Genomic DNA, 26,271 nt, shown 5'->3' with positions numbered 1-26,271 from the left:
TTACATCCAACCCGCCAATCACCCATGCTGGTCTTTGATGCCTTGAGTGCGTATAACCTCGCCGTTTCGTCTACCCTGAGTTTGCGCCTCACGTCGCCACTTCAGCCCTTTTGACGCTTACGAAACGGAGAATTCCATGCTCAAACGAACCCTGGCACTGACCGCCGGCCTGGCCCTGTCCTTTTCTGCATTCATGGCCCAAGCGGCCGACGTGTTGCGCGTCAGCGCGATTCCCGATGAAGCCCCGACCGAGTTGCTGCGCAAATTCGAGCCGCTGGGCGCCTATCTGGAGCAGCAATTGGGCATGAAGGTGCAGTTCGTGCCGGTGGCCGATTACCCGGCGGTGGTTGAAGCGCTGGCGACCGATCGCCTCGACCTGGCCTGGCTTGGCGGTTTCACCTTCGTGCAGGCGCGTTTGAAGACCGACGCAACAACACCAGTGATCCCGTTGGTCCAGCGCGAGCAGGATGCGCAGTTCACCAGTAAATTCATCACCGCCGACCCGAACGTGAAAAGCCTGGCCGACCTCAAGGGCAAGACCTTCGCGTTCGGTTCGGTGTCGTCCACCTCCGGCAGCCTGATGCCGCGTTATTTCATGCTGAAAAACGATGGCATCAAGCCGGAAGCGTATTTCAGCCGCGTTGCCTATTCCGGCGCTCACGACGCCACCGTCGCCTGGGTGCAGGCGGGCAAAGTCGATGCCGGCGTGCTCAACGCCAGTGTCTGGCAGAAACTGGTCGATGCCGGCAAGGTCGACACCAGCAAGGTAAAAGTCTTCGCCACCACCCCGACCTACTTCGATTACAACTGGACCGTGCGCGGCACCCTCGATCCGGCCCTGGCGGCGAAGATCAAGAAAGCCTTCCTTGATCTGGACCCGGCCAACCCTGAGCAGAAGAAGATTCTTGATCTGCAAGCCGCCAGCCGCTTCATTGAAACCAGGCCGGAGAACTACAAGGGTATCGAGGAAGCCGCCCGCGCTGCCGAACTGCTGAAATGACACTACGCCTCAACCACGGCAGCCTGCGCCACGCCAACGGAGTCGATGCCCTGCGCGGCATCGACTTGCAGATTGGCGCGGGCGAACAGGTCGCTATCATCGGCCCGTCCGGGGCCGGTAAATCGAGTTTGCTCAACCTGCTGGCCACCGCCCTGCGCCCCAGTAGCGGCGACGTCGAAGTGTTGGGCGAGCGCGCCTGGCACTTGTCTGCCCGCCAACGCCAACGCCTGCGCGCGCGCATCGGCCTGGTGCATCAGGCACCGCCGCTGCCGCCGCGTCAGCGCGTGGTCACGGCGGTCCTGGCCGGCAAGCTCGGCCAGTGGAGTCTGGGTAAAAGTCTACTGAATCTGTTGCATCCACTGGACGTACCCGGCGCCCGCGCGGCGTTGGCGCGGCTGGATCTGGGCGACAAATTGTTCGCCCATTGCCAGCAACTCTCCGGCGGTCAGTTGCAACGTGTCGGAATTGCGCGAGTGCTGTATCAGGCACCGGAAATCCTGTTGGCCGACGAACCGGTGTCAGCTATGGACCCGGTGATGGCCGGGCACACGTTGTCGATCCTGTCGCGCCACGCCCGTGAGCACAACGTCACACTGGTGGCGAGCTTGCATGCGGTGGATCTGGCGTTGTCGCACTTCCCGCGAATCATCGGTTTGCGCGACGGGCAGATTCTGTTCGACAGCCCTTCTGATCGCGTCACCCCGGAAATGCTCGACGCGCTTTACGCCAATGAAAAACTGCAATCACCGACCATTGCGGTGGCGCCTCTGACCGTGCAGATTCCACGATGCTGAAAGCCGATTCACGCGATCCCGCCGCATGGCCGCGTCTGCTGCTGACGTTGCTGGCGATTGCTTTGCTGTGGCCGGGCATCCAGCTCAGCGAATTGAACCTGGGCGTGCTGCTGCCCGACAGCCAGAATGAAATGGGCCGGTTTGTCGCGCAGTTCTGGCCACCGGCGCATGACGAAGGGTTTCTTCAGCTGCTGCTCAAAGCCACCCTGCAAACCCTGGCCATCGCCACCGCCGGCATGGCCCTGGCGCTATTGCTGGCAATCCCTGCCGGCCTGCTGGCCAGTCGCGCCCTGTCGCTGTCGGCGGCTTCGCAGGGTGGCGTGCCCAGTCGCCTGGGACGATTGCTGCGCTGGCCGGTGCGCGGCCTGCTGATTTTTTTGCGCAGCGTGCCGGAGATCGTCTGGGCGCTGCTGTTCGTGCGCGCTGTTGGCCTCGGTCCGGCGGCGGGCGTGCTGGCCATCGCGATCACCTACAGCGGCATGCTCGGCAAGGTGTATGCGGAGATTTTCGAGTCCACCGACCAGCGCCCGGCGCATGCCTTGTTGCAGGCCGGCAGCGGTCGGCTGGCAGCGTTTGCCTACGGCACGTTGCCCAACGTCGGGTCAGAACTGCTTTCGTACACGGTCTATCGCTGGGAATGCGCGATCCGCGCTTCCGTGGTGATGGGGTTTGTCGGCGCCGGCGGGCTGGGCCAGCAAATCGACTTGTCGATCCGCATGTTCGCCGGCGGTGAAGTCGCCAGCATTCTGCTGACCTTCCTGCTATTGGTGCTGGGCGCCGATCAGCTCAGTCGCTTGCTGCGCTGGAGGCTGACATGAATCGCCTGATTAACCTGTTGCTGATCGCGGGCATCGGCGTGGCCGTTATCGCTTCGTTCGCCTACCTGGGCCTGGACCTTGGTGAACTGGGCAGTGCCACCAGCCTCAAGCAGATGGGCGCCTATGTGCAGCGCTTCCTCAGCCCGGACCTGAGCGCGGAGTACCTGAAAGCGATCTTCCATGGTTCGCTGGAAACCCTGGCCATGTCAGCCCTCGGCACCCTGCTCGCGGCGGTGTTCGGCATCGTCCTCGCGCTGCCCGCCGCCGGGCGTTTTGGCTGGCCGCTGCAAAGTGCTTCACGGTTGCTGCTTAACGGTCTGCGAGCAATTCCGGAACTGGTCTGGGCCGCGCTGATGGTGCTCGCCGCCGGACTCGGCCCCAACGCCGGCACCCTCGCCCTCGCCTTGCACACCACCGGCGTGCTCGGCAGGTTGTTCGCCGAAGCGCTGGAAAACACCCCGCCACAACCGGCCGAAGCCATTCGCCTGCAGGGCGGCAACCCGATCCTCGCGTTCTGTTACGGCACCCTGCCCAACCTTGCGCCGCAACTGTTGGCGTACATTCTCTACCGCTGGGAAAACAACATTCGCATGGCCAGCGTGCTCGGTTTTGTCGGTGCCGGCGGACTGGGGCAGATGTTGTACGTCAGCCTCAGTCTGTTCCAGGAAGCGCAGGCCAGCACGGTGATTCTGGCGATGCTGGTGCTGGTGTTTGTGGTCGACTGGTTGAGTGCGTGGAGCCGCCAGCGTTGGGTCAAGGCGTAGACACAGATGCTGGTGAGTGGATATCTGACAAAAGCTGATTATGCTTCAGAAAACCTTGCAGCGATGCGAGGTGGTCAGACTGTGCAAGTTTCACGCGGGAGCAATGGCGGCATTTGTCACAAGGCCAGAGTGCGATAAGCAGTAACGGGGGACTCCGGCCTACAACAATAAGCACAACGGAGAACACCCATGGCCACAACCTACACAACGTCCACCGGCAGTCCACCGCGCAGCGGCGGCATCACCAAGGAGGAGCGCAAGGTCATCTTCGCCTCGTCCCTCGGTACGGTTTTCGAGTGGTACGACTTTTACCTCTACGGCTCGCTGGCGGCGATCATCGCCAAACACTTCTTTGCCGGCGTCAACGAAACCACTGCGTTCATCTTTGCCCTGCTCGCCTTTGCGGCAGGGTTTGCCGTGCGGCCGTTCGGTGCAATTGTGTTTGGCCGGCTCGGCGACATGATCGGGCGCAAACACACGTTCCTGATCACCATCGTGATCATGGGGATCTCGACCGCTATCGTCGGCTTGCTGCCCGGTTACGCGACCATTGGCGTCGCCGCGCCGATCATCCTGATCACCCTGCGCTTGCTGCAAGGCCTGGCGCTGGGCGGCGAGTATGGCGGCGCCGCGACTTACGTGGCCGAACACGCGCCACGCAACAAGCGCGGCTTCTTCACCTCATGGATTCAAACAACCGCAACGCTGGGCCTGTTTTTGTCGTTGCTGGTGATTCTCGCCTGCCGCACCGCGCTGGGCACCGAAGCGTTCGAAGCCTGGGGCTGGCGCATTCCGTTCCTGCTGTCGATTCTGCTGCTGATCATCTCGGTGTACATCCGCCTGCAACTGAGCGAGTCGCCGGTGTTCCAGAAAATGAAGGCCGAAGGCAAGGCATCGAAAGCGCCGCTGACCGAATCCTTCGCCCGTTGGAACAACCTGAAAGTGGTGATCATGTCGCTGCTCGGCGGCACGGCTGGCCAGGCCGTGGTCTGGTACACCGGGCAGTTCTATGCGCTGTTCTTCCTGTTGCAGACCCTGAAGATCGACCCACAGACCGCTAACCTGCTGATCGCCGGTTCACTGCTGATCGGCACACCGTTTTTCGTGATTTTCGGTAGCCTCTCCGACCGCATCGGGCGCAAGCCGATCATCATGGCCGGGTGCATTCTGGCGGCGCTGACCTACTTCCCGATCTTCCATGCGCTGACCCAGTACGGAAATCCCGACGTGTTCATCGCCCAGGAGAAGAACCCGGTCAAAGTGATCGCCAATCCCGATCAGTGTTCGTTCCAGTTCGACCCGGTGGGCAAGGCCCGATTCACCAGTTCCTGTGACCTGGCCAAGACCCTGCTGGCGAAACGGGCGATCCCGTATGAGAACGTGATTGCCGAACCCGGCACCATCGCGCAAGTGCGCATTGGCGACAAAGTGGTCGAGAGTTTCGAAGGCAGTGCGCTGCCCGCTGCCGACTTCAAGACGCGCAACGATGCCTTCACCGCGACCCTCGGCACCGCACTCAAGGACGCCGGTTACCCGGAGAAAGCCGACCCGGCAAAAACCAACGAGCCAATGGTGCTGCTCTTGCTGACCGTGCTGGTGATCTACGTGACCATGGTCTATGGCCCGATCGCCGCGTGGCTGGTGGAACTGTTCCCGACGCGTATCCGCTACACCTCGATGTCGCTGCCCTATCACATTGGTAACGGCTGGTTTGGCGGCTTCCTCCCGACGGTGGCGTTCGCCATGGTCGCCGCCACCGGCGATATCTATTACGGCTTGTGGTACCCGATCGTGATTGCCGTGATGACCGCGGTACTCGGCATATTCTTCCTGCCGGAAACCAAGGATCGCGACATTCTCAAGGATTGAACCGAATCCCTGTAGGCGCTGCCGCAGGCTGCGGTAGCGCCTACAGCGGTTGGCGCAAGCACATAAATGACCGCTCGTCGCCACCTGTCAGATCTGACAGGTGCGCTTTCCCCCACAACGCGCTCTGATAACTCCTGCCCGCCCACCGTCCAGGAGCCGTAAACATGGCCACAGCCAAATCCAGCGACAACACCATATTGGCGCTATACCCTCCCCACGCTCCAGACGCCACCACCCCGGTGGTCGGTGCTGTCTATGGTGTGCCCAAGCATGTCTACGACCTCAAGCCCATGGGCCTGACCATCGTCGTCGATCCGCCGCCAGAAGACTTGCTGGAAGAAGGCGATGTCATTCGGCTGCGGCTCAACGGCGCCGATACCGAAGCCACAAAGACCGTCCTGGCTGGCGAAGAAAATTCCCGTCACACCCTGTACCTGCCCAAGGGCCTGCTGCTGACCGATCGCGTCAATACCCTCGTTTACACCATCACCCGCATCAGCCAGAACAAAGGCACCTCCACGCCGGAGCTGACCCTGCTGTACAACACCATCCGCCCCGGCATCGAGGACCGCTCGCCCGGCGATAGCGCTCATTCCGAACTGCAACTGATCCTGCCCCAGGATGTGCTCGACGACGGCATCGACGCCGACCGCGCCAAACAGGGCGTGCAAGTGTGTTTCGCCTACCCTTACTGCCGCGCCTACGACCAGATCCGATTGAACTGCAACGGCCAGGATGTCACGCACACCGTGACCGCCGCCGAGGCCCCGCCCATTCCCTCGGCCGAGCCGACCAGGGTCTGCTTGATGGTCGAGGAAGCGGTGTTCCTGCGCGCCGGGGACAACCCGAAGTTCATCTTTTCCTACACCGTCACCGACCAGCTCGGCAACGGGCCGGACACCGATTCGCCCTACTCCGGCACGGTGGAGGTCGATGTGCATCTTAGGGAAACCCGCCTGGCCGCCCCCGATCTGGCCGAGGATCCGGATGACCCGACCGACGATCCGAGCACCATCGATCTGGACAAACTCGCCGGTAAGGACCTGACCGTATTGGTCCAGACCTTTGCTCCGTTGTGGCAACCCAACGATAAAATCCGCGTGAGCTATACCGCTAGCAGACCCAATGAAACGGTGGTGTCGCATACGGTGGAGGCAGAGGTCGGACGGATCCCGTTCACCTACAAACTGATGGTACCCAACGCCAAAGTGCTCGCCGGCAGCGTGGTGCGGGCGAAGTACGAATTGCTGAGAAATGGCAACGTCTTCGCCACTTCGAAAAATGCCGTGGCCGAAGTCATCGGTTCAGAGGTTATCGAGTTGTTGCCGCCAGTACTGCTGAAACCAGCGGTGAGCCCGATCGACGCGCTGGCCTATCCGCAAGGCGTGACCATCCGGGTCGAATATCTGGGCGCTCTGCCAGGCGACAAAGCGCGGCTGGTGGAAGTTAACCCCCCCGCAGGTGCACCAGGGTTTCCATTGGTGGAATTCAACGCCAATAAACGCACCAACACCTTGTTGAGCCAGGCTTTTCTGACCGCACGACAAGGCAAGCCCCTGGTGTTTCGCTGGCACCTGAATCGCAATAACGCAGAGGTTGCCCAATCGCATGAGCTGAACCTGAGCGTGTCGAAGATTAACGAGGGCGATACGCGTTTGCCGACGCCGCTCATTGATGGCAAGACCGGCAATGAACTCGACATTCTGCTGTTGCTGCCCACCGCCCAGCTTACCGTTGCGGCATGGCCGCACGTCGAGGGTGAGCGGCTGTGGTTGCAGTACGAAGGCAAGGACAATCAGGACCAGACCGTGACCTTCGACGACCTTCGCGGTGAAGTGGGCGTGGGTGCATCAGGCTTGAGCCGGGCGGTGCCGCTGGACTGGTTGAAAGACTTGAAAGATGGCAGCGAGTTGAAGGTGACGTTCAAGGTTAATTTTGATGGGGTGGCGAATGCGGCGACGGCGGTTGGGTTTCCGGTGCGCATTTACACCGTCAGCACCGTGGAGGATGTGAAACCGACAATCGACTCAATCAAAGGCTTACCACCGAGCAACATCGAAATCCCGGACAACGGCTACACAGTAGAAACTTCAGTGATTCTCATCGGTATAGCCGCAAGGGGCCAACAAGTTGATGTAGTGGATGGTGACGAATCTAAAGGTGAACCCTTCGCAAGTCCGACAGATGGAGAATGGAGGCTGACTGTTACAGATCTGGACTTGGGCAGTCACAGTTTTACTGCCAAAGCGCTGTACGGCTCTGGCGCATCGTCGCCGGCCAGAACACTGACAGTAGAACCGGCATTCCCCGTCCTTGATCCCGGTGCTGACAAAACGCTGAACCTGACGACCTTCATCGTAGCCGAGGGACGGCCACCGGTGTACGCGCCGACAGAGGCGATCTTCACGCAAGCGGCATCGGGCGGTATAGGTCCCTACAAATACATCTCGTCAAACCCTGTTGTAGCCAGTGTGACCGAGCTAACAGGAACGGTAACTTGCAGAACCAATGGCACCACAAGAATCAACATCACTGACGCCAACGGTACACAAGCTTCTTACCTGGTGACGGTTGGGGGGATCAGAACCATATTGAGAAACGACTCGACTTGGCGGTCATGGCCGAACGCCCACAGTTACTGCATTTCAAGAGGTGGGCGCCTTGCCACTCTCGCTGAAATGAGAGCGTTTTATGATCTCTACGCCAAAGAACGAGCTGACGTGGCGGCCCTGCTGGGATGGCCCTTGATTCACAATCATCCCAGCGCACTTTTCGGTGCGTGGCTTGCAGATGGCGGCGGCGGCACACATTACTATTTCAATCTTACGGGAACCTTCGGAAATTCGGGTAGCGTCCCATGGGGTACCAATACGGATGGATATGGGCGACCAGCGTTATGTTTGTATGGCTGATTAAACCTAACAACTAAACGGGGCCAAACCACATTTTCCCGTTTTTTAGTACAAAAGATCGCAGCCTTCGGCGACGCCTGCAAAAATCAGGAGCTGCCGAAAGCTGCGATCTTTTGCTGTTGAAGACCTACCCGATTCGCACCGGTCCGCTAACAGTTAGCCGCACCCCGACCACTCGTCGCAAACCCCAACGCACCTGTCAGATCTGACAGGTGCGCTGTACCCCACAACGCGCTCTGATAACTCCTGCCCGCCCACCGACCAGGAGCCGTAAACATGGCCACAGCCAAATCCAGCGACAACACCATATTGGCGCTATTCCCTCCTCACGCTCCAGACGCCACCACCCCGGTGGTCGGTGCTGTCTATGGTGTGCCCAAGCATGTCTACGACCTCAAGCCCATGGGCCTGACCATCGTCGTCGATCCGCCGCCAGACGACTTGCTGGAAGAAGGCGATGTCATTCGGCTGCGGCTCAACGGCGCCGATACCGAAGCCACAAAAACCGTCCAGGCTGGCGAAGAAAATTCACGTCACACCCTGTACCTGCCCAAGGGCCTGCTGCTGACCGATCGCGTCAATACCCTCGTTTACACCATCACCCGCATCAGCCAGAACAAAGGCACCTCCACGCCGGAGCTGACCCTGCTGTACAACACCATCCGCCCCGGCATCGAGGACCGCTCGCCCGGCGATAGCGCTCATTCGGAACTGCAACTGATCCTGCCCCAAGATGTGCTCGACGACGGCATCGATGCCGACCGCGCCAAACAGGGCGTGCAAGTGTGTTTCGCCTACCCTTACTGCCGCGCCTACGACCAGATCCGATTGAACTGCAACGGTCAGGATGTCACGCACACCGTGACCGCCGCCGAGGCCCCGCCCATTCCCTCGGCCGAGCCGACCAGGATCTGCTTGATGGTCGACGAAGCGGTGTTCCTGAGCGCCGGGGATACCCCGAAGTTCATCTTTTCCTACACCGTCACCGACCAGCTCGGCAACGGGCCGGACACCGATTCGCCCTACTCCGGCACGGTGGAGGTCGATGTGCATCTTAGGGAAACCCGCCTGGTCGCCCCCGATCTGGCCGAGGATCCGGATGACCCGAACGACGATCCGAGCACTATTGATCTGGACAAACTCGCCGGCAAGGACCTGACCGTATTGGTCCACACCTTTGCTCCGTTGTGGCAACCCAACGATAAAATCCGCGTGAGCTACAGCGCCACCTCGGCGAACAACACAGTCACCCTGCACAGTGTGGAACAGGACGTCGTGCGGATCCCGTTCACCTACAAACTGATGGTGCCCAACGCCAAAGTGATCGCCGGCAGTGTGGTGCGGGCGAAGTACGAATTGCTGAGAAATGGCAACGTCTTCGCCACTTCGAAAAATGCCGTGGCCGAAGTTACCGGCTCAGAGGCTATCGAGTTGTTGCCGCCGGTGCTGCTGAAGGCAGTGAGCCCGATCGACGCGCTGGCCTATCCGCAGGGCGTGACCATTCAGGTCGAGTATTTAGAACACCTGCCAGGCGATAAAGCACAGTTGGTGGAAGTAAACCCACCCGCAGGTGCACCAAGGTTTCCATTGGTGGAATTCAACGCCAATAAACGCACCAACACCTTGTTGAGCCAGGCTTTTCTGACCGCACGACAAGGCAAGCCCCTGGTGTTTCGCTGGCACCTGAATCGCAATAACGCAGAGGTTGCCCAATCGCATGAGCTGAACCTGAGCGTGTCGAAAATTACCGAGGGCGATGCACGTTTGCCGACGCCGGTGGTGGATGGCAAGACCGGCAATGAACTCGACGTGGCGTTGTTACAGCCCACCGCCCTGCTCACCGTTGCGGCATGGCCGCACGTCGAGGGTGAGCGGCTGTGGTTGCAGTACGAAGGCAAGGACAATCAGGACCAGACCGTGACGTTCGACGACCTTCGCGGTGAAGTGGCCGTGGGTGCGCCAGGCTTGAGCCGGGCGGTGCCGCTGGCCTGGCTGAAAGGCTTGAAAGATGGCCGTGACTTGAAGGTGACACTCAAGGTTAATTTTGACGGGGTGGCGAATGCGGCGACGGCGGTGGGGTTTCCGGTGCGCTCTTATACCGTCAAGGCAGGCGCCGACGTGCAACCAGTGATCACCCGGGCCGAAGACAGCCAAGGCGTGGAGATCCCGCAGGGAGGCACGACACGTGACACCACCGTGATCCTAACCGGCAGCGCAACCCCGGGTCAGAAGGTGCAAATCTTCGACGGCGCCGCCGACAAGGGCGAAGCCAGCGCCGACCCGCTGAGCGGAATCTGGAGCCACAGGATCAGCGGACTGACCGTCGCAGAGCACCCCTTCACCGCCAAGGCCTTGTACGGTTCAGGCCAGACATCGACCGTGCGCAGCCTGAAAGTCTCCGCGTTGCCCGAGCTGATTATTGACAAAACACCGGTGGTGCTCAGCGCCCGCAACTGGATCGCGGTCGGGGAAGAACTGCAGAAAATTCTGGTCGCCAACCCGACACCGCCGGTCGGCACCTACGCAGACCGATTTCCGCAGCAAGGCACCCCGCCCTATACCTACACGTCCGCCAATGAGGAGATTGCCGTTGCCAACCCAACCAACGGGCGGATTTCCGGGACGGGGAATGGCACGACGACCCTTACCGTTGCGGATGCGAGTGGGGATGTGGTGGAGATTCAGGTGACGGTGAGTGGGGTTAGGCGGATACATCGGTCGCCTACCACATTCTTTTCCAACATAGACGCCGACAAATGGCGAGACACCCATGATCTTGCCTCAATCAACAACACACTCGTAATGAATGAGATGGAAGCGTTCTTCCCTTGCCAGTTATCATCTGCCCCCGCCAATCCGCACCCCGATGCGACGATAGGGTGCATCCAACACGTCAACTTCATGGTTGTCGGCAACAACCGTCAATGGATAGTAGCTAACGGGTTTACCAAACCTTTCTACGTTTTGGGATATTCAATGTGTTGCACATGATTTGCATCCCGCCCCCTTGATACGAAAAACGTTAATTCCCCTCCCACCTCGCTAAGGGCGTGGAGGGGAATTGATTCTGTCGCTGACAGGCAGATCAAAAGATCGCAGCCTTCGGCGGCGATCTTTTGCATTTAAACCACAGCGTTTAAAAAACACCTTCAGACACGTCTTACAGGCTACACATCCTTGCGCCATTGCCTACAGCTACGCCAGAATCCGCCGGCTTGTGGGTCTTGGGTGCGGGTTCTATTGTGGGTCGGTCGCTGATTGTTCAGTGATCGGGTTTAGCAGCCCGGCAATTTTCAAGGCTCGCGAGTCTCGCCATGATGTTATGGCGGCTTTGCGTGGGGCACTTCGGTGCGCCGGGATCCTTGAGCCTGGTCTGCTAACCCGCGTACAAGCCGCCACCTCTTTGTTTAGCAGCGAAGGTTGACGGCTCCATTTCTCAAGGAGCTTTACCATGATCAAACCAACACCAAACCCGCCCGAAACCGACGCCACCTCCCCCTACGAATCCCTAGACTCAAAAAAACTCCACGAAGCCGCCGACCGCGCCCTCGATCACTACCTCTGCCCGCCCGGCTCCACCCCACTGCCACGCAGAACCCGCGGGATGTACGCCGTCACCGCCGACTTCAAAAACGAGGAACTGCTGGTCGATGCCAGCGACACACTCGCTTCAGCCAGAACCATCGCCCATGACGCCGCCGCCCTGTTGCCGGCAGCGCAGCGCCGGACGCTGTTGGGGATTGCGCAACTGATCATGCTGAGCGAGCTGGCGGTGAACCGCGCGCTGGATAATCTGCAATTGCCCCAATAGCACGGATCTGTGACAAGCACCGAGCAAGGCGTTGTGGCCGCTGACGCCATCGCGGGCAAGCCCGCTCCCACTGGTTCTGCGTGTAAATACAGGTTTGTGAGCAACACCGCCTCCTGTGGGAGCAGGCTTGCCCGCGATGGCGGCCTCACAGCCAGCACAAGTCTTAATGCATAAAAAAACCGCCGCCCCGTTCAACCGGGGCGGCGGTTTTCTTGTTTCATCGCAGCACACTCAGACGACACCAGGGTGCTAGAACGGCCCCTGAGTGACCACACGGGTATCAATGATCTGCTGTAGAACCTGAATGCGCTGCTGGTAGATATCCGTCAGGCATTTCACATCAGCCGCGCATTGGCTGCGTTTTTTCAGCCAGGTGTGTTGCTGCCCGATCAACGCGTCACGCCCGCCCATGGGCAGAAAGCGTCGGTCGAGCTTGTAGAGCAGCGCCATGCTGACGTCCATATCGTTAAGCGCGCGATTGGCGCAGATCGCTTTTTCGTCGGCTGCATTGGCGCGCTCGCAGTCGAAACTGGCGGCGTGGCTGGCCTCGCCGATTATCAGAACAGACACACCGAGCAAAGCTGCAAAGAGGTTTTTCGGGGGCATGGCGTCAGGTATCCGGACAGTCGTTGATCGAGTCGATTCGAGCCATCGTTGTGGCACAAAGTTTCTGCACACCGCTCATTCCAGTGCAACGCAAAAATATCGAACGCCCACCGCAACGTCACCTCCAATGTTTACACCACTGGAGGTCTGCACCATGAATAGCGATGACAGCAAAACCCCGAATGCCACGCCCACCGATACGTCCGGCAAACCGGTGCATGTAGTCGAGCGTGATCTTGAAGACCCCGATGATGACACTGAAGCCGTGGATGAAATCATCACCCCCTCGTCCACCCGCGTGAAAGAGCAGGACGCCGAGACGCTGCAAAACAAAATTGATGAAATCGAACGCAAAGTGGCCGACGGTAATTAGTCTTTTACGAAGGCGATCGCAAAGAGTCGGCGTTGGCTGTTTGCGATTGTTTTCGTCGAGGTTCTGCAATTGGCTTTAAGCACGAAGTTTTTATTTCAAACAGTTCCACGCCCTCTTAAACATCGCTAAACACTGCCATCACTTTCTTTTAAATCAAAGTGATAGACCAGTAATTCTGCGCACGATTTCGCCCCCCGCATTGTCCCTTCCGAGAGCACCGATGACCGTTCGGCGCTTTTTCTGGCAGGCCGTCGAAATCGGATCTAGGGTTGCGTGGCTGGCGATATGCCAGCCAACCAAACGGACAGGTGTCCGTGACATTGCCGGTAAAGAAACAGGGATGGTTTTTTAAGGATTGCAGTCGCTTGTAAACGCTTTCGAGCGCCCAACTGATCCCTGTGTTTCGTTGTTTTCTATCAAGGAAAGAATGATGACCAACGTACAGGCGAATTTCTTCTGTTTGTCGTTATGGCAAACCCATTCAATCGCGCCACCCGCGAAACCCGACGGGTTCGGCTGACGCCGCTGGCGCCTGCATCGACGCTGCCGCGTCGCCCATGCGCGAACTGCCTCAAGCGTTAAACAGATCCGGACGGATCAGGCGGTGCCACGCCAGGTAGACCCTGCCGGGTTTGCCGAGTTGCACGCTGCTGCCTGGCTGTCAGGAAAGGCGCCCCTTTGCCCAAAGGGGCTGTAGAGCCACACCTGCGAGGAAACCCGCGAAATGTCCCAATCCTCCCACGTCATCCCGCCGTATGGCGTCGCCATCCAGAGTTCGATTGATGGCGGCGATGTGCACCACATGAAGACTTTGTTGAAACAGCGCGACTCGACAAAGCCTGAAGCGCAAGACCTGAAGGACGCGTACGAAAAACTGGCCCGGGAAATTTCCCGTCTGGAAAAACGTTAAGGCCATTTCCCACATTGCAATGGAGGCAATCACCATGTCCGGTTCCACTCAGCAACATGTCGGCCTGTTCCCGGTGTGCTATCGCATTGGTACAAACGCGCCCGGTGCACAAACGCTTTCGCTAAATCTGCTGGTTTCCACGCCACAACAAGAAGTCAGCGGCACGGCGGCGATCACTCAAGCCATTAACCCACCGCTCGACGTCCACGCGGACGTCTGGGGCGAATACACCTACATGACCGTGATGGCGCCCGGTGTCAGCAAAATCCTGATTACCGCGCAAGGCAATCACGGCGGCCCTGGGTCCAACTCGATCGTCACGTTCAAACTGCATTTGGTGGTCGGCACCGACTGGAAGGACGGCGTGGCCAATTATGAATACTTCGATGGCCAGCGCTGGCATGAGGTGAGCAACGCGCCTGTGCATCTGGTCGACTCGTTCTACCCGCCACTCGAACCCGGCCCGGTGATTCTCCCGCACCCGCCGATCATGCCGCTGTACGCCGCACCGATTCAGAGCGCCATCGCCAGCGGCGATCTGGCCCAGATGAAAAACCTGGCGAAGTTGGCCCAACAGCAACTCGATCAACAACCGCAACTGCAAAGCGCGCTGGAAAAGGCGAAGAGCGAAGTCAGCCGTCTGCAAAGCCGCTGAAACCGTTCATTGAATCCGCCATTCATTTAAGGGAGTAGCACCATGTCGATCGGACTTTTTCACACCCGTCTCAATGTCAGCAATTCAATGCTTGGCGCCCCGGTTCTGACCCTCGATCTGTTGGTCGATACCGTGCACAAAAAAGTCAGCGGGATTGCCAGTGTCTTTCAGGCCACCTGGCCCACCGTCAATTTTCGTGCGCGGGTCTGGGGCAGTTATTCCGAGGCCAAGCTGACGTCGAAAGTCGAAAACCACATCATCCTCACCCTCGACGGCAGCCCGAGCGGCCCGCTCAGCCAGATCGCCCAGACCTTCCACCTCAAAGGCATTCTGGCCGGCGACTGGGCCAGCGGTTTTGTCGATTATCGCTATGAAGAACAGGGCCAGTGGCACGAGATGAAACATGTCGCCGTGCACCAGGCACCGACGGTCGAGCCGCAACCGGTACCGCATCCGTACCTGCCGTTGTATGCCGTGGCGGTGCAGCAGGCACAGGCCAGTGGTGATCTGGCGCAACTCAAGTCCGTGGTCCGGCAAGCCGAGCAGCAACTGGCCCACGAGGACGTCTTGCGTGGTGCACTCGAGCAACTGAACGCGGAAATCGCGCGCCTGGAAGCGCGCTAACTGTCAGGCCCGGGCGGGGTCAGCGATGATTCCGCCCGGGATTTGTGACAACCAAGGTCAATCCATTCGTGCCGCGCACAAGTACGTGCGTAAGGATTTCCCATGTCAGACGCCCGCCCTGCCCGCTACCTCAGCGACACCGATCTCAAGCGCTACGTGCCGGTGCACGTGGTCTGGGAAATTACCCTGGCCTGCGACCTCAAATGCCTGCACTGCGGCTCCCGCGCGGGGCATCGCCGACCTGACGAACTCAATACCCGCGAATGCCTGGAGGTGATCGACGCACTGGCCGAGCTGGGCACCCGCGAGATCACCCTGATCGGCGGTGAAGCCTATCTGCGCAAGGACTGGACGCAGTTGATCCGGGCAATTCACGACCACGGCATGTACTGCGCGATCCAGACCGGCGGGCGCAATCTCACCCCGGCGAAAATGCAGGCGGCGGTCGACGCCGGCCTCAATGGCGTGGGCATTTCCCTCGACGGCCTCGCGCCGTTGCACGATGCCGTGCGCAATGTGCCGGGCTCGTTCGACAAAGCGGTGGACACCCTGCGCCGGGCCAAAGCCCTGGGTCTGGCCGTGAGCGTCAACACCCAGATCGGCGCGGCCACCCTGCCCGATTTGCCCGAACTGATGGACACCATCATCGAACTCGGCGCGACCCATTGGCAGATCCAGATCACCGTCGCAATGGGCAATGCCGTCGACCATCCGGAACTGCTGTTACAGCCGTATCAGCTACTGGAGGTGATGCCGTTGCTCGCGCGGCTGTATCGCGAAGGCGTGGATCGCGGCCTGTTGATGAACGTTGGCAACAACATCGGCTACTACGGCCCCTATGAACATATCTGGCGCGGTTTCGGTGACGAGCGCGTGCACTGGAGTGGTTGCGCAGCCGGGCAAACGGTGCTGGCGCTGGAGGCGGACGGCACAGTGAAAGGCTGTCCGTCGCTGGCCACGGTCGGCTTCTCCGGTGGCAACGTGCGCAATATGAGCCTGCATGACATCTGGCATTACAGCGAAGGCATGCACTTCGGGCGTCTGCGTTCGGTCGATGACATGTGGGGTTATTGCCGCAGTTGTTATTACAACGACGTCTGTCGCGGCGGCTGCACCTGGACGTCGCACTCGCTGTTGGGCAAACCCGGCAACAATCCCTACTGCCACTACCGCACGCTGGAGCTGGAAAAACGCGGATTGCGCGAACGCATCGTCAAGGTCGAGGACGCCGCACAGCAGTCGTTTGCCGTCGGCCGTTTCGACCTGATCACCGAGCGCATCGACACCGGGGAAAAGGTCAGCAGCGTCAGCGACAGCGGTCAGGTGATCAAACTGGCGTGGATCAATCAGGGCCGGCAATCGCCGGAGGAAGGACGGATACCGGTGCAGCTCAGCCTGTGCCGCAGTTGCCTGCAATACATTTATCCGCAGGAGGTAACGTGCCCGCATTGCCAGGCGGATGTGGCGGCGGCGCAGGCGGTGTATCTGGCGGACCGCGCAAGGCAGCAGGCGATCATGAGTACGTTGACGGGGTTGTTGGGCGCGCCGCCGAGTACATTGGTTTAAGGGTTGGGATTGTGGGTGCAGTTGGATTTACCCCCTCACCCCGGCCCTCTCCCTCAGGGGACGAGGGGAAAGGGAGCCGATTTATGGGGCTTTCAGACTTTATGTTCACTCAGTCAGGCCCCTCTCCCTCTGGGAGAGGGGCCGGGTGAGGCTTTCTTCACCAGGCTGGCATTGAACAACCGCGCCGGTTCGTCCAGTGACGCACCTTTGGCGAAGGTCATCTTCACCGCGCTCTTGTAGGTCTCACCGGTACTGATATTGGCTGCCCTCTGTCTTGTTCATTGACGGATGCTCAACGGGACCGGAGAGAAGCGACTCTAGTCCGCGACTTTCCCCCACGCCAATTCAAGGCTCAGCGCACATTGCGGTACAACATCAACCGCGCACTTTCATGCAGCCCGCGCGTCAATTCCACCAGCCGCTGAAACTCTTGCGGGTGCTGCTCGGCGACGTTGTCCAGCGGCGTTGGCGAGCGCAGGTCATGCAGGGTCGGTGCGCTGCCATCGTGTTGCATTTGCAGCAGGTGATGCCGGGTCACGCCGCCAATCAACGGGAACGTGCCTTCGCGCAATACCAGCGGCACCACGCGCTCGCCTTCCGGCGCCGCTTGCTGAATATCGCGGCCCATTGCACCGTTGCTGAACGGGATGCCGGCCATTCCCGCGACCGTCGGCAACAGATCCGTCAGCCCCACGGCTTCATCGACAACCCTGGGTTTGAGCAGCCCCGGCGCGTGAATCAGCATCGGCACATGGTTGCTCTCCAGCCCCAGCAGTTCGAACGCCGGCGGCATGTGCGGGATCTGGCTGATGCGGGTGTTGTGGTCGCCGAAGAACACAAAAATCGTGTTGTCGTAATAGCCGCCGGCCTTGGCCAGTTCCATCAACTTGCCGATATTGAAGTCCAGCAGGCGCACGGCGTTGTATTGCTCGACACTGCGCGAACCGGCGGCCTGCACCTGTTCCAGTGAGAGCTGGCTGATCTGAAAGCCGTCATTGTCCTTGGGAATGGTGAACGGCCGATGATTGCCTGAGGTTTGCACGTAGGCGAAAAACGGCCGGTCCTTGGGCAGTTCACGCAGGATGCGGTCGCTTTCCTTGAACAGGTCCAGATCAGAAATCCCCCACACATCCACCAGCGGCGACCGCCAGTCACGCTCCTGATAAAGCGTTACACCCTCGATGCTCTGCTGGATCAGCGCATTGATATTGGCCCACCCGGCATTGCCGCCAATCATGTACAGCTTCTGATAGTCGGTGAACGCGTTGATCAGGGTGTGCTGGCGGGTGATCAACGGGTGGCGTGTCGCGGTGGCCTGGCGGGTGACGTCCGGCACCCCGGTAATGCTGGCCCAGACGGTTTTTGCCGTACCGGTGACCGGCACGTAAAAGTGCCGGAAAAACCAGCTTTGGCTCGCCAGCCGATCGAGATTCGGCGTCGGATTCAGCGGGTTGCCATAGGCGCCCACCGCGCTGGTGCCCAGGGATTCGAGCATGACGAACATCACGTTCGGCGTCCGGGCAACGCGATATGGCTGCACGGCTTGCTGGCGATCAAAGTTCAACGTCTGCACGTCCGGCCGATCCACGCCCAGATAGCGCGCCATCGCCGGGTAATGCGCACGCACTTGCGCTTCATCGAACTGCGCCTGCCCGGCCTTGAGCGTGTCATACAGAAACAGCACCGGGTTCAGGCCCAGCGCCGCAATCTGGCCATTGCCGGAGAAAAACGCATCGCTCCAGCGCAACGGCACCGGGTTTTCCAGGTTGAGGTTTTCGACGCGGCCAAGCAGCGCCAGCAACACCACGACCAGCCCCACCCCACCGCCCAAGACCAGCGAAGTGCGGCGGATCGTCCGAGGTTCCTGCGCCAGCGTCGCCCGCTCCAGGCGCAGGAATCCGTAGAACCACAGCCCCGACACCGCCAGCCAGCCCAGGGCAATCCACAGCACCGGGTAGGTTTCCCAGACCATTTGCTGCGAGATCTGCGCGTCCTCCAGGTAGCGCAAGACCGTGGCGTTGATCCGCACCCCGAGGTAGGCGTAATGGCCAAAGTCGATGATGTACACCAGCCCGACAACGCCCAGCACCAACAGCCAATAGCCCCTTGCCACGCGGCGCAGTAACGCAACGCGCGTCAGGTTCCAGCGCGGCAGCCAGGCCAGCAGCGCCAGCGGCAACATCAGCAGCACGGCCAGACGCAGGTCGAAACGCAAGCCGATGCCAAGGGTTTCCCGCAGTTGCGGGTTGTCGACGAACTCGCTGATGTCGATTCCGGAGAATCCCAGCACAAACACCAGCCGCAGCAAAGCCAGCAGTAAAAACACCAAACCTGCCGCACCCACGCCATAGCGCAGACGCCGCGATTGCATCCAGCCCATCATTGACCTCAGTGTCCTGATTCAGATTGAAGATGTCGGTACAGCGGGTAGCGGGCGCAGCAGACGCCAGACTTCCCGCACGCACAGCGCGGCGCCGGCCACCAGGCAATAACCCGCCAGCAGCGGATCGATCAGGTAATCCCAATAGTTTTCCGAGGCCTTGAGCCGCAGGGCGAAAGCCAGCGTGCCGAGTGCCAGCATCGCCACGCCGAGGGTGTTGCGCAGCCACAACAGCGCCAGCGCCGTCAGACCGATCAGCACAATCATTGGCCGTGGATTGAAGCCCCAGCGATAAGGGTCGACATAGGTCAGCCCCAGAGTTGCCGGGTAAAGCACCGCCGCCAACCCGGCAAACAGCACCAGCACTTGCACACGCCTGACTGTCGGCAACGGCTGAACCACACCCAGGCGCTGCAGGCTGACCCAAGCGAGCAACACCAGCGTGGTGATTGCCAGGTCATCGGTGTAACTGCGCACATAGGCCGCCAGCGGCAGATCATTGACCGGGATAAAACCGAGCGCCGCCAACACCGGCAACAGCCACGGGCGCCAGCGTCGGGTCAACGCCAATGCGCTCAGCAGCACAAAACCGAGCAGGATAAAACTCAAATGGGCTTGCCACAGAAACAGCATCACAGGCGCTCCGCCAGCCAGGCATCGTTGAAGCTGACATGTTTGATAAAGGTGTTATTCCACGAGTACACCAGGTGATAGAGGCCGTCCGGGCCACGGCTGAAGTACGGATACTCGTACTCGAAGTCACAGCCTTGCGGCTTGCACACGCGGTAATCGAGATTGCTCAGAAAGCGTTGCTCCAACGGCAGGCGCCGCGCACCGCTGGAGGCGCGAAAGCCTTCGCCGATGATCGCTTTGTAGGCTTCGGGGGCGAACGGCTGGCCGAGCGGATCGGGCGACTGATCGAGTTCGATGACGCTGCGCCAGTCATTGAGATTGGCATCGGTGCCGTACAGGCTGAGCTTGAAACGCCCGTCCCGCAGGTCATTGAGCGCCACCAGCAAACCGTCGTCAGCCGTGCCCACCGCCGCCAGCGAAGAGTTGGGGTTGGCCGGTTCCAGCGGATAGGGTTCGCTCCAGGTCTGCCCGGCGTCGTCGGTGCGGCTGGCGAGCACGCGGTGGTGGGTGTCGCCGGCATAACGCAACATGGCCACGGCGCGGTGTCCGTCCAGCGGCACAATGGTCGGCTGCAACGAATGCTTGCCACGGCTGATGCGGAATTTGTCGATCACCGCGCCGTCCGCACTCAGGTACAGGTACTCGGCGAACTTGCCCATGAGCTCGTGATACACCGGCAAGCCGATCGAACCGTCGGCATGGAATACCGGCGCGGCGCGCACCAGCGTGCTGATGTTGAAAAACGGCGAGGTCACCAATTGGCGTGGCGTCGACCAGTTGCGCCCGAAGTCATCGGAGACCATCACATTGATCGCGCTGGTGGCCCAGCCACCCACGGACACCGACACGTAAAACATCCACAGCCGTTGGTCCGGTGCCAGCGCGATCACCGGATTACCAAGCTTGCGGATATAGCGCCGGGTGCCGTCGCGGGTCGATTCACGGGTGGCCAGCACGTGTTCGGCGCCCCACTCCGCGGTTTTGGCGTCGTATCGCGCAGTGCGGATCTGCACATCGGCAGCGCCTTCGCGCGAGCCGGCGAACCACACCGCCATCAGGTCACCACCGGGCAGCGCGGTGACCGAAGACGAGTGCACGAAGTCGTCGAGTTCCGAGGACACGAAGCGGCTGCTGTACATCGGTTCGGGGGCTTGCAGCCCGGCGTCAACCGGCGGTGTCGCCAGCGCGAACGGTGCCAGCACATGGCTCGGATGACTGCGCCACGCAGCCAGAAAAATCAGGCTCACGGCCAGGCTGCCGAGTATGAATGTCAAGCGAAAGGACAACGCACGCATAGTGGACTCGCGGCAAGGACAAGAGGATTAACAATTGGCAGACATCCTTGTCAGCGCGCAGCATCGTCGGGCAATCGGCGACGGCGGCCGGTGAGCATCGACAACGGCAAGTTGTCGCGCACCAGAATGCTTTCAAACAGCGCCGCCGCAACATGGATGCAGACCAGCACCAGCAGGCCGTCGGCAGCAGTTTCGTGGACCTGCAACGGCCAGTCGGCGCCCCACAGGGCATCGACTTCTTCCATCGCCCAGCCGCTGAGGCCCAGGGTCGACAATGCCAGCAACATCAAAATCATCACCAGCGCACCGATCGGCGAATGCCCGAGGCGATGTTCCGGCCGCCTGGCGATCAGAGACCGCCCGTGCGCCAACAGGCGCGCCGGCGTCGGCCAGAAGTCCGCCCAACGCGCACTGCGCGGCCCGATGAAGCCCCACACGATCCGTAGCGACAGCCAGCCCATGGCGTAATAGCCAAGCCAGACATGCCAGTCGTCACCCGCTTCATTGAAGAAGTAATTGGCGACGAAGACGCTGGCGATGGACAGGTGAAACAGCCGCACCAGCGGATCCCACAGGCGCAGGGACGCGCTCGGCATCAGCCTTTGATCTCGGTCTTGACCGCTTTGCCGCTGACCGGGTCGTGGTAGATCTCGACCTTGCGCTTGTCCTTGTCGAAACCGTAGATCTCGTAGCAGTTGCCATCGGTGACCTTGAACTTGCTGATCTGGTAACCCTGGGCTTTGAGTTGCGCCTGGAAGGCGTTCTGGTCTTGCCATTGCGAACGCTCGGCGGTGGTGCATTGCGGGCCGGCGACGGCCAAAGGGCTGGCGGCAATCAGGGACAACAGCAGAAGTTTGCGCATGGAAACACTCTCGCTCGATGAGGAAGGCCTCACTGTGCAAAAGCAACCTTAGTGAAAGCTTAGTTGGCAACGAGTGGTTACATCTTTCCCGTCGGCCGGACTGCCACGGCGCCCTGTGCAACGGCATGATGCCGCCCATCAACGCCCCTGTTGCCCACTGAGAACCGCCCATGCGCCTGCTGCTGGTTGAAGACGATCAAGCCCTCGGACAAGGCATTCGTGTTGCCTTGAGCAGCGAGGGCTACACCCTCGACTGGTTGCAGGACGGGGTCAGCGCCCTGCATGCCCTGCACAGTGAAAGCTTCGACCTGCTGTTGCTTGACCTCGGCTTGCCACGGCTTGATGGGCTGGCCCTGCTGCAACAACTGCGCGGTGCACAACAGGACCTGCCGGTGCTGATTCTCACCGCGCGCGATGGCACCGCCGAACGCATCGCCGGCCTCGATGCCGGGGCCGACGACTACCTGATCAAACCGTTCGACGTCGATGAATTGAAGGCGCGCATTCGTGCGTTGCTGCGCCGCAGTCAGGGCCGCGCCCAACCGGTGCTGGAACATGCCGGCGTATGCCTTGACCCGGTCAGCCAGCAAGTCACCTGGCAAGGTCTCGAGGTGGTGGTGACACCGATGGAATATCAACTGCTCCATCAACTGATGGCGCGTCCCGGCAAGGTGGTCACCCGCGAGCGCTTGTCCCGGGCGCTATATGGCTGGCAGGAGCATGTCGAGAGCAACACCCTGGAAGTGCTGATTCACAACCTGCGCAAAAAGCTTTCGACCGGTCTGATCCGCACCGTGCGCGGCGTCGGTTATGTCGTGGAGCTCAAGTCATGATTTCGATCCGCGCGCGAATTCTGGTCCCCGTACTGATTCTGGTGCTGATCGGCGATGTGCTGATCAGTTGGCTGGTGTTGCGCGACAGCCACCATGAAATCGAAGAAGTCTACGACGCCCAACTGGCGCAGAGTGCGCGTCTGCTGCAAGGCGTACTGGCGCAACGCGCGCCGGGCGACAACGACTGGAAGCGCCTGTATCAGGCCTTCGACGAGGCGATGAGCCGGGTCGGCGATGGCGAAGCGGCGCATCCGTACGAAACGCGGCTGACGTTTCAGGTCTGGCGCAGTGACGGGCAATTGTTGATGCGTTCGGCCGAAGCGCCGGAACTGAATGCGCCGCCGACCACCCTCGGTTCCCACGACCTGATGGAAAACGGCCGCGACTGGTGTGCGTTTCTGCTCAAGGACTCGCAGCAAGGGTTGTTGATCTGGGTCGGCGAGCGCGACGACGTTCGTCAGGACCTGATCGAGCGGATCGTCGGCCACACACTATGGCCGAGCGTGATCGGTGTGCCGGCGCTGGCGGCGTTGATCTGGCTGACCATCGGCTGGGGACTGCAACCCTTGCGCAGCATGGCGCAAACCATTCGCGGGCGTGACACCGAAACCCTCAAACCGCTGAACCTGAGCCCCCTGCCCCACGACCTCGAACCGATGCAAACCGCGCTCAACCGCTTGTTGCAGCAGATCGACAACCTGCTGGCGCGGGAGCGACGCTTTATCGCTGATGCCGCCCATGAACTGCGCACGCCACTGGCGATCCTGCGCATCCATGCGCAAAACGCGCAGCTCGCCGGCACCTCGCAACAACGCGAGGAGGCGCTGGAATTTCTGGTCAGCGCGGTGGATCGCGCCACGCGGATCGCCAGCCAGCTGCTGACCATGGCGCGGATCGAACCGCGTCTGGCCCATCCGGAAAAAAGCCCTGTGGAACTCACCGCACTGGTGCGCGAGGAGCTTGCCGAACTGGCGCCGCTGGCGCTGGAAAAGGATATAGAACTGATCCTCGACAGCGACCACCACTGCCCGGTCGAAACCGACCCTGTGGCCCTGGCCATTGCCCTGCAGAACCTGGTTACCAACGCGCTGAACTTCGCCCCGCCCGGCAGCGAGGTGCGCGTGCAGGTGCAGCCGCAAGACTCCGGCGCGGTGTACATCAGCGTCGAAGACGCTGGCCCCGGCATCAACGAACTCGACTACGCGCGACTGTTCGAGCGCTTTTATAGTCACGGCCATGCCAACGGCGCCGGGTTGGGCCTGGCAATTGTGCAGATGATCGTCAGCAAGATCGGCAGCACCTTGCAGTTGTACAACCGGCCACAGGGTGGGCTGTGTGCGGAGTTGCGGATCAATGAAACGTCCTTCGGTTGAGCCCGGCCTGTGGCGAGGGAGCACGCTCCCTCGCCACAGGGGATGAGCGCTATGGGTTTATCCGCTTATTTTTTGCCCGGCAGCACCGAACTCAAGACTTGTTTGGCGGCTTGCACGATGATGCCGGCCTCATCCGGATCGCCCTTGAGCAAGGTCGTGGCGAATTTTTTCGCCTGTTCCAGCTTGATGTGCGGCGGCAGCGGCGGCACGTTCGGGTCGGTCTTGAATTCGATCAGCACCGGCACCTCCGAGGCCAGCGCCTGCTCCCAGGCGGCGGCGACATCTTCGTCACGATCGACAAAAATCCCTTTGAGGCCAATGGAGATGGCGAACAAGTGATACGGCACGTCCGGAATGCTTTGCGACGCCTCGAACTTGGGGTCGCCCTCCATCACCCGCTGCTCCCACGTCACCTGATTGAGGTCCTCGTTGTTGAACACCGCGCAGATCCATTTCGGGCTCGCCCATTGCCGCCAGTATTTGGCAACGGTGATCAGCTCGGCCATGTTGTTCATCTGCATCGCACCGTCGCCCACCAGCGCAATCACCGCGCGCTGCGGGTGGGCGAATTTCGCAGCGATGGCGTAAGGCACGGCGGCGCCCATCGAGGCCAGGCCGCCGGACAGCGAGCACTGCATGCCGCGACGGATTTTCAGGTCGCGGGCGTACCAGTTGGCGCAAGAGCCGGAATCGCTGGTGATGATCGCCTGCTCCGGCAAACGCGGCGACAGCTCATACACCACCCGCTGCGGATTGATCGGATCGGCTTTGGCCATGGCGCGTCTTTCCAGGGTTTTCTCCCAACTGCCGCGCCAGCCCTCGATCTTCTTGCGCCATTTATTTGAGGTCTTCTGTTCAAGCAGCGGCAACAACGCCGCCAGAGTTTCCGCCGAATCCCCGAGCAGATTGACCTCCATCGGGTAGCGCAGGCTGAGCATGTCGGGCTGCAGGTCGATCTGCACGCCGCGCGCCTGACCTTCCTTGGGCAGAAATTCCGAGTACGGGAAACCCGAACCGATCATCAGCAAGGTGTCGCACTCGCTCATCATTTTGTAGCTCGGCTCGGTACCGAGCAGGCCGATGCTGCCGGTGACCCAAGGCAAATCGTCCGGCAACGCGGCTTTGCCCAGCAGTGCCTTGGCAACCCCGGCACCGAGTTTTTCGGCCACGGCGATGACCTCATCGGTCGCCTGCAACGCGCCGGCGCCGACCAGAATCGCGACCTTGTCCCCGGCGTTCAACACCTCGGCGGCACGCTGCAAGTCAGCCTCGTAAGGCAATACTTTCGGCTTGCTGTAGCCGACACCGGAATGCGCGGTGCCGTGTGCGCGGGCCGGTGCTTCGTATTCGAGTTGCTGCAAATCGTTGGGCAGGATGATCGCCGTCACACGGCGTTCGCCCACTGCCGTGCGCACCGCCCGGTCGAGCAAATGCCGCACTTGCGAAGGCGCCGATGCCTGCTGCACAAATGCCCCGGCGACGTCCTTGAACATCGACACCAGGTCGAGTTCCTGTTGGTAGTGACTGCCAAGCGCCGTGCGCGCCTGCTGACCGACGATCGCCAGCACGGGCATATGGTCCATGCGCGCGTCATACAATCCGGTGATCAGGTGCGAGGCACCCGGGCCGGAAGTGGCAATGCACACACCCAGCTCACCCGTGAACTTGGCATGGGCCGAGGCCATGAACGCGGCCATTTCTTCATGCCGCGCCTGCACGAATTCGATTTTCCCCTTGGCCCGGGCAAGCGCGCCGAACACGCCGTTGATGCCGTCCCCCGGATAACCAAAAATCCGCGTGACGCCCCATTGGCTGAGCCGCTCAACCAGAAAATCTCCCACTGTCATCGACATCTCGATCCTCGCCTTTCTCCGGTGCATAAGCCTGTTCCGGCAGAACATTGGCCGGAAGGTGTAAAGGTCTGGACAGTGTTGTCGGCGGCGAAGTTTCGATGGATTTGCCAGTGATCCGGCCCGGGCGAGCAGTGCCACCCAGGATTTTTCGGGGCCAGGGTAAGCTGCCTGATCGGTGGCGAGGCCATTCGCGAACAGGTTCGCGAAGACGCCGGAAGCGCCATCACAGCACCAGGAAGCCTGCACGACTGGCCGCTGATGGAGGGCCGCTAAAGAAACTCGCTCAAGGACACGAATTCAGTCAAAGTGCCGCTCGCCCATAAAACGTATCAAGGACGAA

22 protein-coding genes and 1 pseudogene are annotated in these 26,271 nt (G+C 60.7%); 15 read left to right on the top strand and 8 right to left on the bottom strand.

The features are described from left to right. The first annotated feature begins 136 nt into the window (after positions 1-136). The 8 genes from K5Y35_RS20495 to K5Y35_RS20460 all read left to right on the top strand — a co-directional run bounded on the left by K5Y35_RS20495 (position 137) and on the right by K5Y35_RS20460 (position 11,968). Complete coding sequence (locus tag K5Y35_RS20495) at positions 137-1,000, top strand: putative selenate ABC transporter substrate-binding protein (protein ID WP_222832772.1); 864 nt, start codon at positions 137-139, stop codon at positions 998-1,000. Continuing rightward, positions 997-1,794 (top strand): phosphonate ABC transporter ATP-binding protein, encoded by a 798-nt coding sequence (locus K5Y35_RS20490; RefSeq protein WP_222832771.1) that lies wholly within the window; start codon positions 997-999, stop codon positions 1,792-1,794. Before K5Y35_RS20495 ends, K5Y35_RS20490 begins: the two co-directional genes overlap by 4 nt. Continuing rightward, positions 1,788-2,612 (top strand): PhnE/PtxC family ABC transporter permease, encoded by an 825-nt coding sequence (locus K5Y35_RS20485; RefSeq protein ID WP_222832770.1) that lies wholly within the window; start codon positions 1,788-1,790, stop codon positions 2,610-2,612. The genes K5Y35_RS20490 and K5Y35_RS20485 overlap by 7 nt, the downstream gene beginning before the upstream one ends. Further along, positions 2,609-3,376, top strand: coding sequence for a phosphonate ABC transporter, permease protein PhnE (phnE, locus tag K5Y35_RS20480; protein WP_123464304.1), 768 nt, complete (start codon positions 2,609-2,611; stop codon positions 3,374-3,376). The genes K5Y35_RS20485 and phnE overlap by 4 nt, the downstream gene beginning before the upstream one ends. 189 nt (positions 3,377-3,565) lie before the next feature. Continuing rightward, entirely contained in the window at positions 3,566-5,245 is a 1,680-nt protein-coding gene (locus K5Y35_RS20475) for an MFS transporter (RefSeq protein ID WP_186747940.1), read from the top strand. Positions 5,246-5,409: 164 nt separating this feature from the next. After that, on the top strand, positions 5,410-8,157 hold the full coding sequence (locus K5Y35_RS20470; RefSeq protein ID WP_222832769.1) for a hypothetical protein: 2,748 nt from the start codon (positions 5,410-5,412) through the stop codon (positions 8,155-8,157). 276 nt (positions 8,158-8,433) lie between these two features. Continuing rightward, a complete protein-coding gene (locus tag K5Y35_RS20465; protein ID WP_222832768.1) occupies positions 8,434-11,148 on the top strand; it encodes a hypothetical protein in 2,715 nt (904 codons plus the stop codon). 460 nt (positions 11,149-11,608) lie between these two features. Beyond that, the gene (locus K5Y35_RS20460; protein ID WP_222832678.1) at positions 11,609-11,968 is read left to right on the top strand and encodes a DUF6124 family protein; all 360 of its coding nucleotides are present in this window, start codon (positions 11,609-11,611) and stop codon (positions 11,966-11,968) included. 249 nt (positions 11,969-12,217) lie between these two features. On the opposite strand, the gene K5Y35_RS20455 is transcribed toward K5Y35_RS20460, so the two are convergent. Then, complete coding sequence (locus K5Y35_RS20455) at positions 12,218-12,538, bottom strand: lysozyme inhibitor LprI family protein (RefSeq protein WP_410055905.1); 321 nt, start codon at positions 12,536-12,538, stop codon at positions 12,218-12,220. A gap of 190 nt (positions 12,539-12,728) precedes the next feature. Here K5Y35_RS20455 and K5Y35_RS20450 point away from each other — a divergent pair, with 190 nt between their 5' ends. The 5 genes from K5Y35_RS20450 (at position 12,729) to K5Y35_RS20430 (ending at position 16,702) form a co-directional block, all read left to right on the top strand. Next, complete coding sequence (locus K5Y35_RS20450; protein WP_222832766.1) at positions 12,729-12,947, top strand: hypothetical protein; 219 nt, start codon at positions 12,729-12,731, stop codon at positions 12,945-12,947. 724 nt (positions 12,948-13,671) lie between these two features. Then, complete coding sequence (locus K5Y35_RS20445; protein ID WP_128615464.1) at positions 13,672-13,857, top strand: DUF1843 domain-containing protein; 186 nt, start codon at positions 13,672-13,674, stop codon at positions 13,855-13,857. Between the two features lie 34 nt (positions 13,858-13,891). Next, positions 13,892-14,512: a DUF1842 domain-containing protein gene (locus K5Y35_RS20440; protein ID WP_222832765.1), complete on the top strand. Its 621-nt coding sequence runs from the start codon at positions 13,892-13,894 to the stop codon at positions 14,510-14,512. A gap of 42 nt (positions 14,513-14,554) precedes the next feature. Beyond that, the gene (locus tag K5Y35_RS20435) at positions 14,555-15,136 is read left to right on the top strand and encodes a DUF1842 domain-containing protein (protein WP_123464288.1); all 582 of its coding nucleotides are present in this window, start codon (positions 14,555-14,557) and stop codon (positions 15,134-15,136) included. Between the two features lie 102 nt (positions 15,137-15,238). Then, entirely contained in the window at positions 15,239-16,702 is a 1,464-nt protein-coding gene (locus K5Y35_RS20430; protein ID WP_222832764.1) for a GDL motif peptide-associated radical SAM/SPASM maturase, read from the top strand. Positions 16,703-16,863: 161 nt separating this feature from the next. Here K5Y35_RS20430 and K5Y35_RS27940 read toward each other — a convergent pair. The 6 genes and pseudogenes from K5Y35_RS27940 to K5Y35_RS20405 form a co-directional block, all read right to left on the bottom strand. After that, a pseudogene (locus tag K5Y35_RS27940) lies at positions 16,864-16,968 on the bottom strand (DUF1801 domain-containing protein); the annotation flags it as partial. An 86-nt stretch (positions 16,969-17,054) separates the two neighbouring features. Then, positions 17,055-19,082: an LTA synthase family protein gene (locus K5Y35_RS20425; RefSeq protein WP_222834477.1), complete on the bottom strand. Its 2,028-nt coding sequence runs from the start codon at positions 19,080-19,082 to the stop codon at positions 17,055-17,057. A 21-nt stretch (positions 19,083-19,103) separates the two neighbouring features. Next, positions 19,104-19,715, bottom strand: a complete 612-nt coding sequence (locus K5Y35_RS20420) for a hypothetical protein (RefSeq protein WP_123464282.1) — start codon at positions 19,713-19,715, stop codon at positions 19,104-19,106. Beyond that, positions 19,715-21,010, bottom strand: coding sequence for a sialidase family protein (locus K5Y35_RS20415; RefSeq protein WP_222832763.1), 1,296 nt, complete (start codon positions 21,008-21,010; stop codon positions 19,715-19,717). Before K5Y35_RS20415 ends, K5Y35_RS20420 begins: the two co-directional genes overlap by 1 nt. A 50-nt stretch (positions 21,011-21,060) precedes the next feature. Further along, a complete protein-coding gene (locus K5Y35_RS20410; RefSeq protein WP_222832762.1) occupies positions 21,061-21,606 on the bottom strand; it encodes a cytochrome b/b6 domain-containing protein in 546 nt (181 codons plus the stop codon). After that, positions 21,606-21,872 (bottom strand): PepSY domain-containing protein, encoded by a 267-nt coding sequence (locus K5Y35_RS20405; RefSeq protein ID WP_123464277.1) that lies wholly within the window; start codon positions 21,870-21,872, stop codon positions 21,606-21,608. Before K5Y35_RS20405 ends, K5Y35_RS20410 begins: the two co-directional genes overlap by 1 nt. 170 nt (positions 21,873-22,042) lie before the next feature. Between K5Y35_RS20405 and K5Y35_RS20400 the strand changes: the two genes are divergently transcribed. Together K5Y35_RS20400 and K5Y35_RS20395 are read left to right on the top strand one after the other, a co-directional pair. After that, positions 22,043-22,705: a response regulator gene (locus K5Y35_RS20400; RefSeq protein WP_222832761.1), complete on the top strand. Its 663-nt coding sequence runs from the start codon at positions 22,043-22,045 to the stop codon at positions 22,703-22,705. After that, complete coding sequence (locus tag K5Y35_RS20395; RefSeq protein WP_222832760.1) at positions 22,702-24,078, top strand: ATP-binding protein; 1,377 nt, start codon at positions 22,702-22,704, stop codon at positions 24,076-24,078. The genes K5Y35_RS20400 and K5Y35_RS20395 overlap by 4 nt, the downstream gene beginning before the upstream one ends. A 65-nt stretch (positions 24,079-24,143) precedes the next feature. On the opposite strand, the gene K5Y35_RS20390 is transcribed toward K5Y35_RS20395, so the two are convergent. Then, entirely contained in the window at positions 24,144-25,931 is a 1,788-nt protein-coding gene (locus tag K5Y35_RS20390) for a thiamine pyrophosphate-requiring protein (RefSeq protein WP_222832759.1), read from the bottom strand. Positions 25,932-26,271 lie beyond the last annotated feature (340 nt).

Source organism: Pseudomonas sp. SC3(2021), assembly GCF_019856535.1.
In the GTDB taxonomy this organism is placed as follows: Bacteria; Pseudomonadota; Gammaproteobacteria; order Pseudomonadales; family Pseudomonadaceae; genus Aquipseudomonas; species Aquipseudomonas monsensis.
Note: the sequence above shows the minus strand (reverse complement) of the source record. Positions and strands in the feature narration are given on the sequence as shown.

Bases quoted from the DNA above. Each gene is read 5' to 3' on its own strand.
- K5Y35_RS20495 (WP_222832772.1), top strand. From the start codon at position 137: ATGCTCAAACGAACCCTGGCACTGACCGCCGGCCTGGCCCTGTCCTTT.
- K5Y35_RS20490 (WP_222832771.1), top strand. From the start codon at position 997: ATGACACTACGCCTCAACCACGGCAGCCTGCGCCACGCCAACGGAGTC.
- K5Y35_RS20485 (WP_222832770.1), top strand. From the start codon at position 1,788: ATGCTGAAAGCCGATTCACGCGATCCCGCCGCATGGCCGCGTCTGCTG.
- phnE (WP_123464304.1), top strand. From the start codon at position 2,609: ATGAATCGCCTGATTAACCTGTTGCTGATCGCGGGCATCGGCGTGGCC.
- K5Y35_RS20475 (WP_186747940.1), top strand. From the start codon at position 3,566: ATGGCCACAACCTACACAACGTCCACCGGCAGTCCACCGCGCAGCGGC.
- K5Y35_RS20470 (WP_222832769.1), top strand. From the start codon at position 5,410: ATGGCCACAGCCAAATCCAGCGACAACACCATATTGGCGCTATACCCT.
- K5Y35_RS20465 (WP_222832768.1), top strand. From the start codon at position 8,434: ATGGCCACAGCCAAATCCAGCGACAACACCATATTGGCGCTATTCCCT.
- K5Y35_RS20460 (WP_222832678.1), top strand. From the start codon at position 11,609: ATGATCAAACCAACACCAAACCCGCCCGAAACCGACGCCACCTCCCCC.
- K5Y35_RS20450 (WP_222832766.1), top strand. From the start codon at position 12,729: ATGAATAGCGATGACAGCAAAACCCCGAATGCCACGCCCACCGATACG.
- K5Y35_RS20445 (WP_128615464.1), top strand. From the start codon at position 13,672: ATGTCCCAATCCTCCCACGTCATCCCGCCGTATGGCGTCGCCATCCAG.
- K5Y35_RS20440 (WP_222832765.1), top strand. From the start codon at position 13,892: ATGTCCGGTTCCACTCAGCAACATGTCGGCCTGTTCCCGGTGTGCTAT.
- K5Y35_RS20435 (WP_123464288.1), top strand. From the start codon at position 14,555: ATGTCGATCGGACTTTTTCACACCCGTCTCAATGTCAGCAATTCAATG.
- K5Y35_RS20430 (WP_222832764.1), top strand. From the start codon at position 15,239: ATGTCAGACGCCCGCCCTGCCCGCTACCTCAGCGACACCGATCTCAAG.
- K5Y35_RS20425 (WP_222834477.1), bottom strand. From the start codon at position 19,082: ATGGGCTGGATGCAATCGCGGCGTCTGCGCTATGGCGTGGGTGCGGCA.
- K5Y35_RS20420 (WP_123464282.1), bottom strand. From the start codon at position 19,715: ATGCTGTTTCTGTGGCAAGCCCATTTGAGTTTTATCCTGCTCGGTTTT.
- K5Y35_RS20415 (WP_222832763.1), bottom strand. From the start codon at position 21,010: ATGCGTGCGTTGTCCTTTCGCTTGACATTCATACTCGGCAGCCTGGCC.
- K5Y35_RS20410 (WP_222832762.1), bottom strand. From the start codon at position 21,606: ATGCCGAGCGCGTCCCTGCGCCTGTGGGATCCGCTGGTGCGGCTGTTT.
- K5Y35_RS20405 (WP_123464277.1), bottom strand. From the start codon at position 21,872: ATGCGCAAACTTCTGCTGTTGTCCCTGATTGCCGCCAGCCCTTTGGCC.
- K5Y35_RS20400 (WP_222832761.1), top strand. From the start codon at position 22,043: ATGCGCCTGCTGCTGGTTGAAGACGATCAAGCCCTCGGACAAGGCATT.
- K5Y35_RS20395 (WP_222832760.1), top strand. From the start codon at position 22,702: ATGATTTCGATCCGCGCGCGAATTCTGGTCCCCGTACTGATTCTGGTG.
- K5Y35_RS20390 (WP_222832759.1), bottom strand. From the start codon at position 25,931: ATGTCGATGACAGTGGGAGATTTTCTGGTTGAGCGGCTCAGCCAATGG.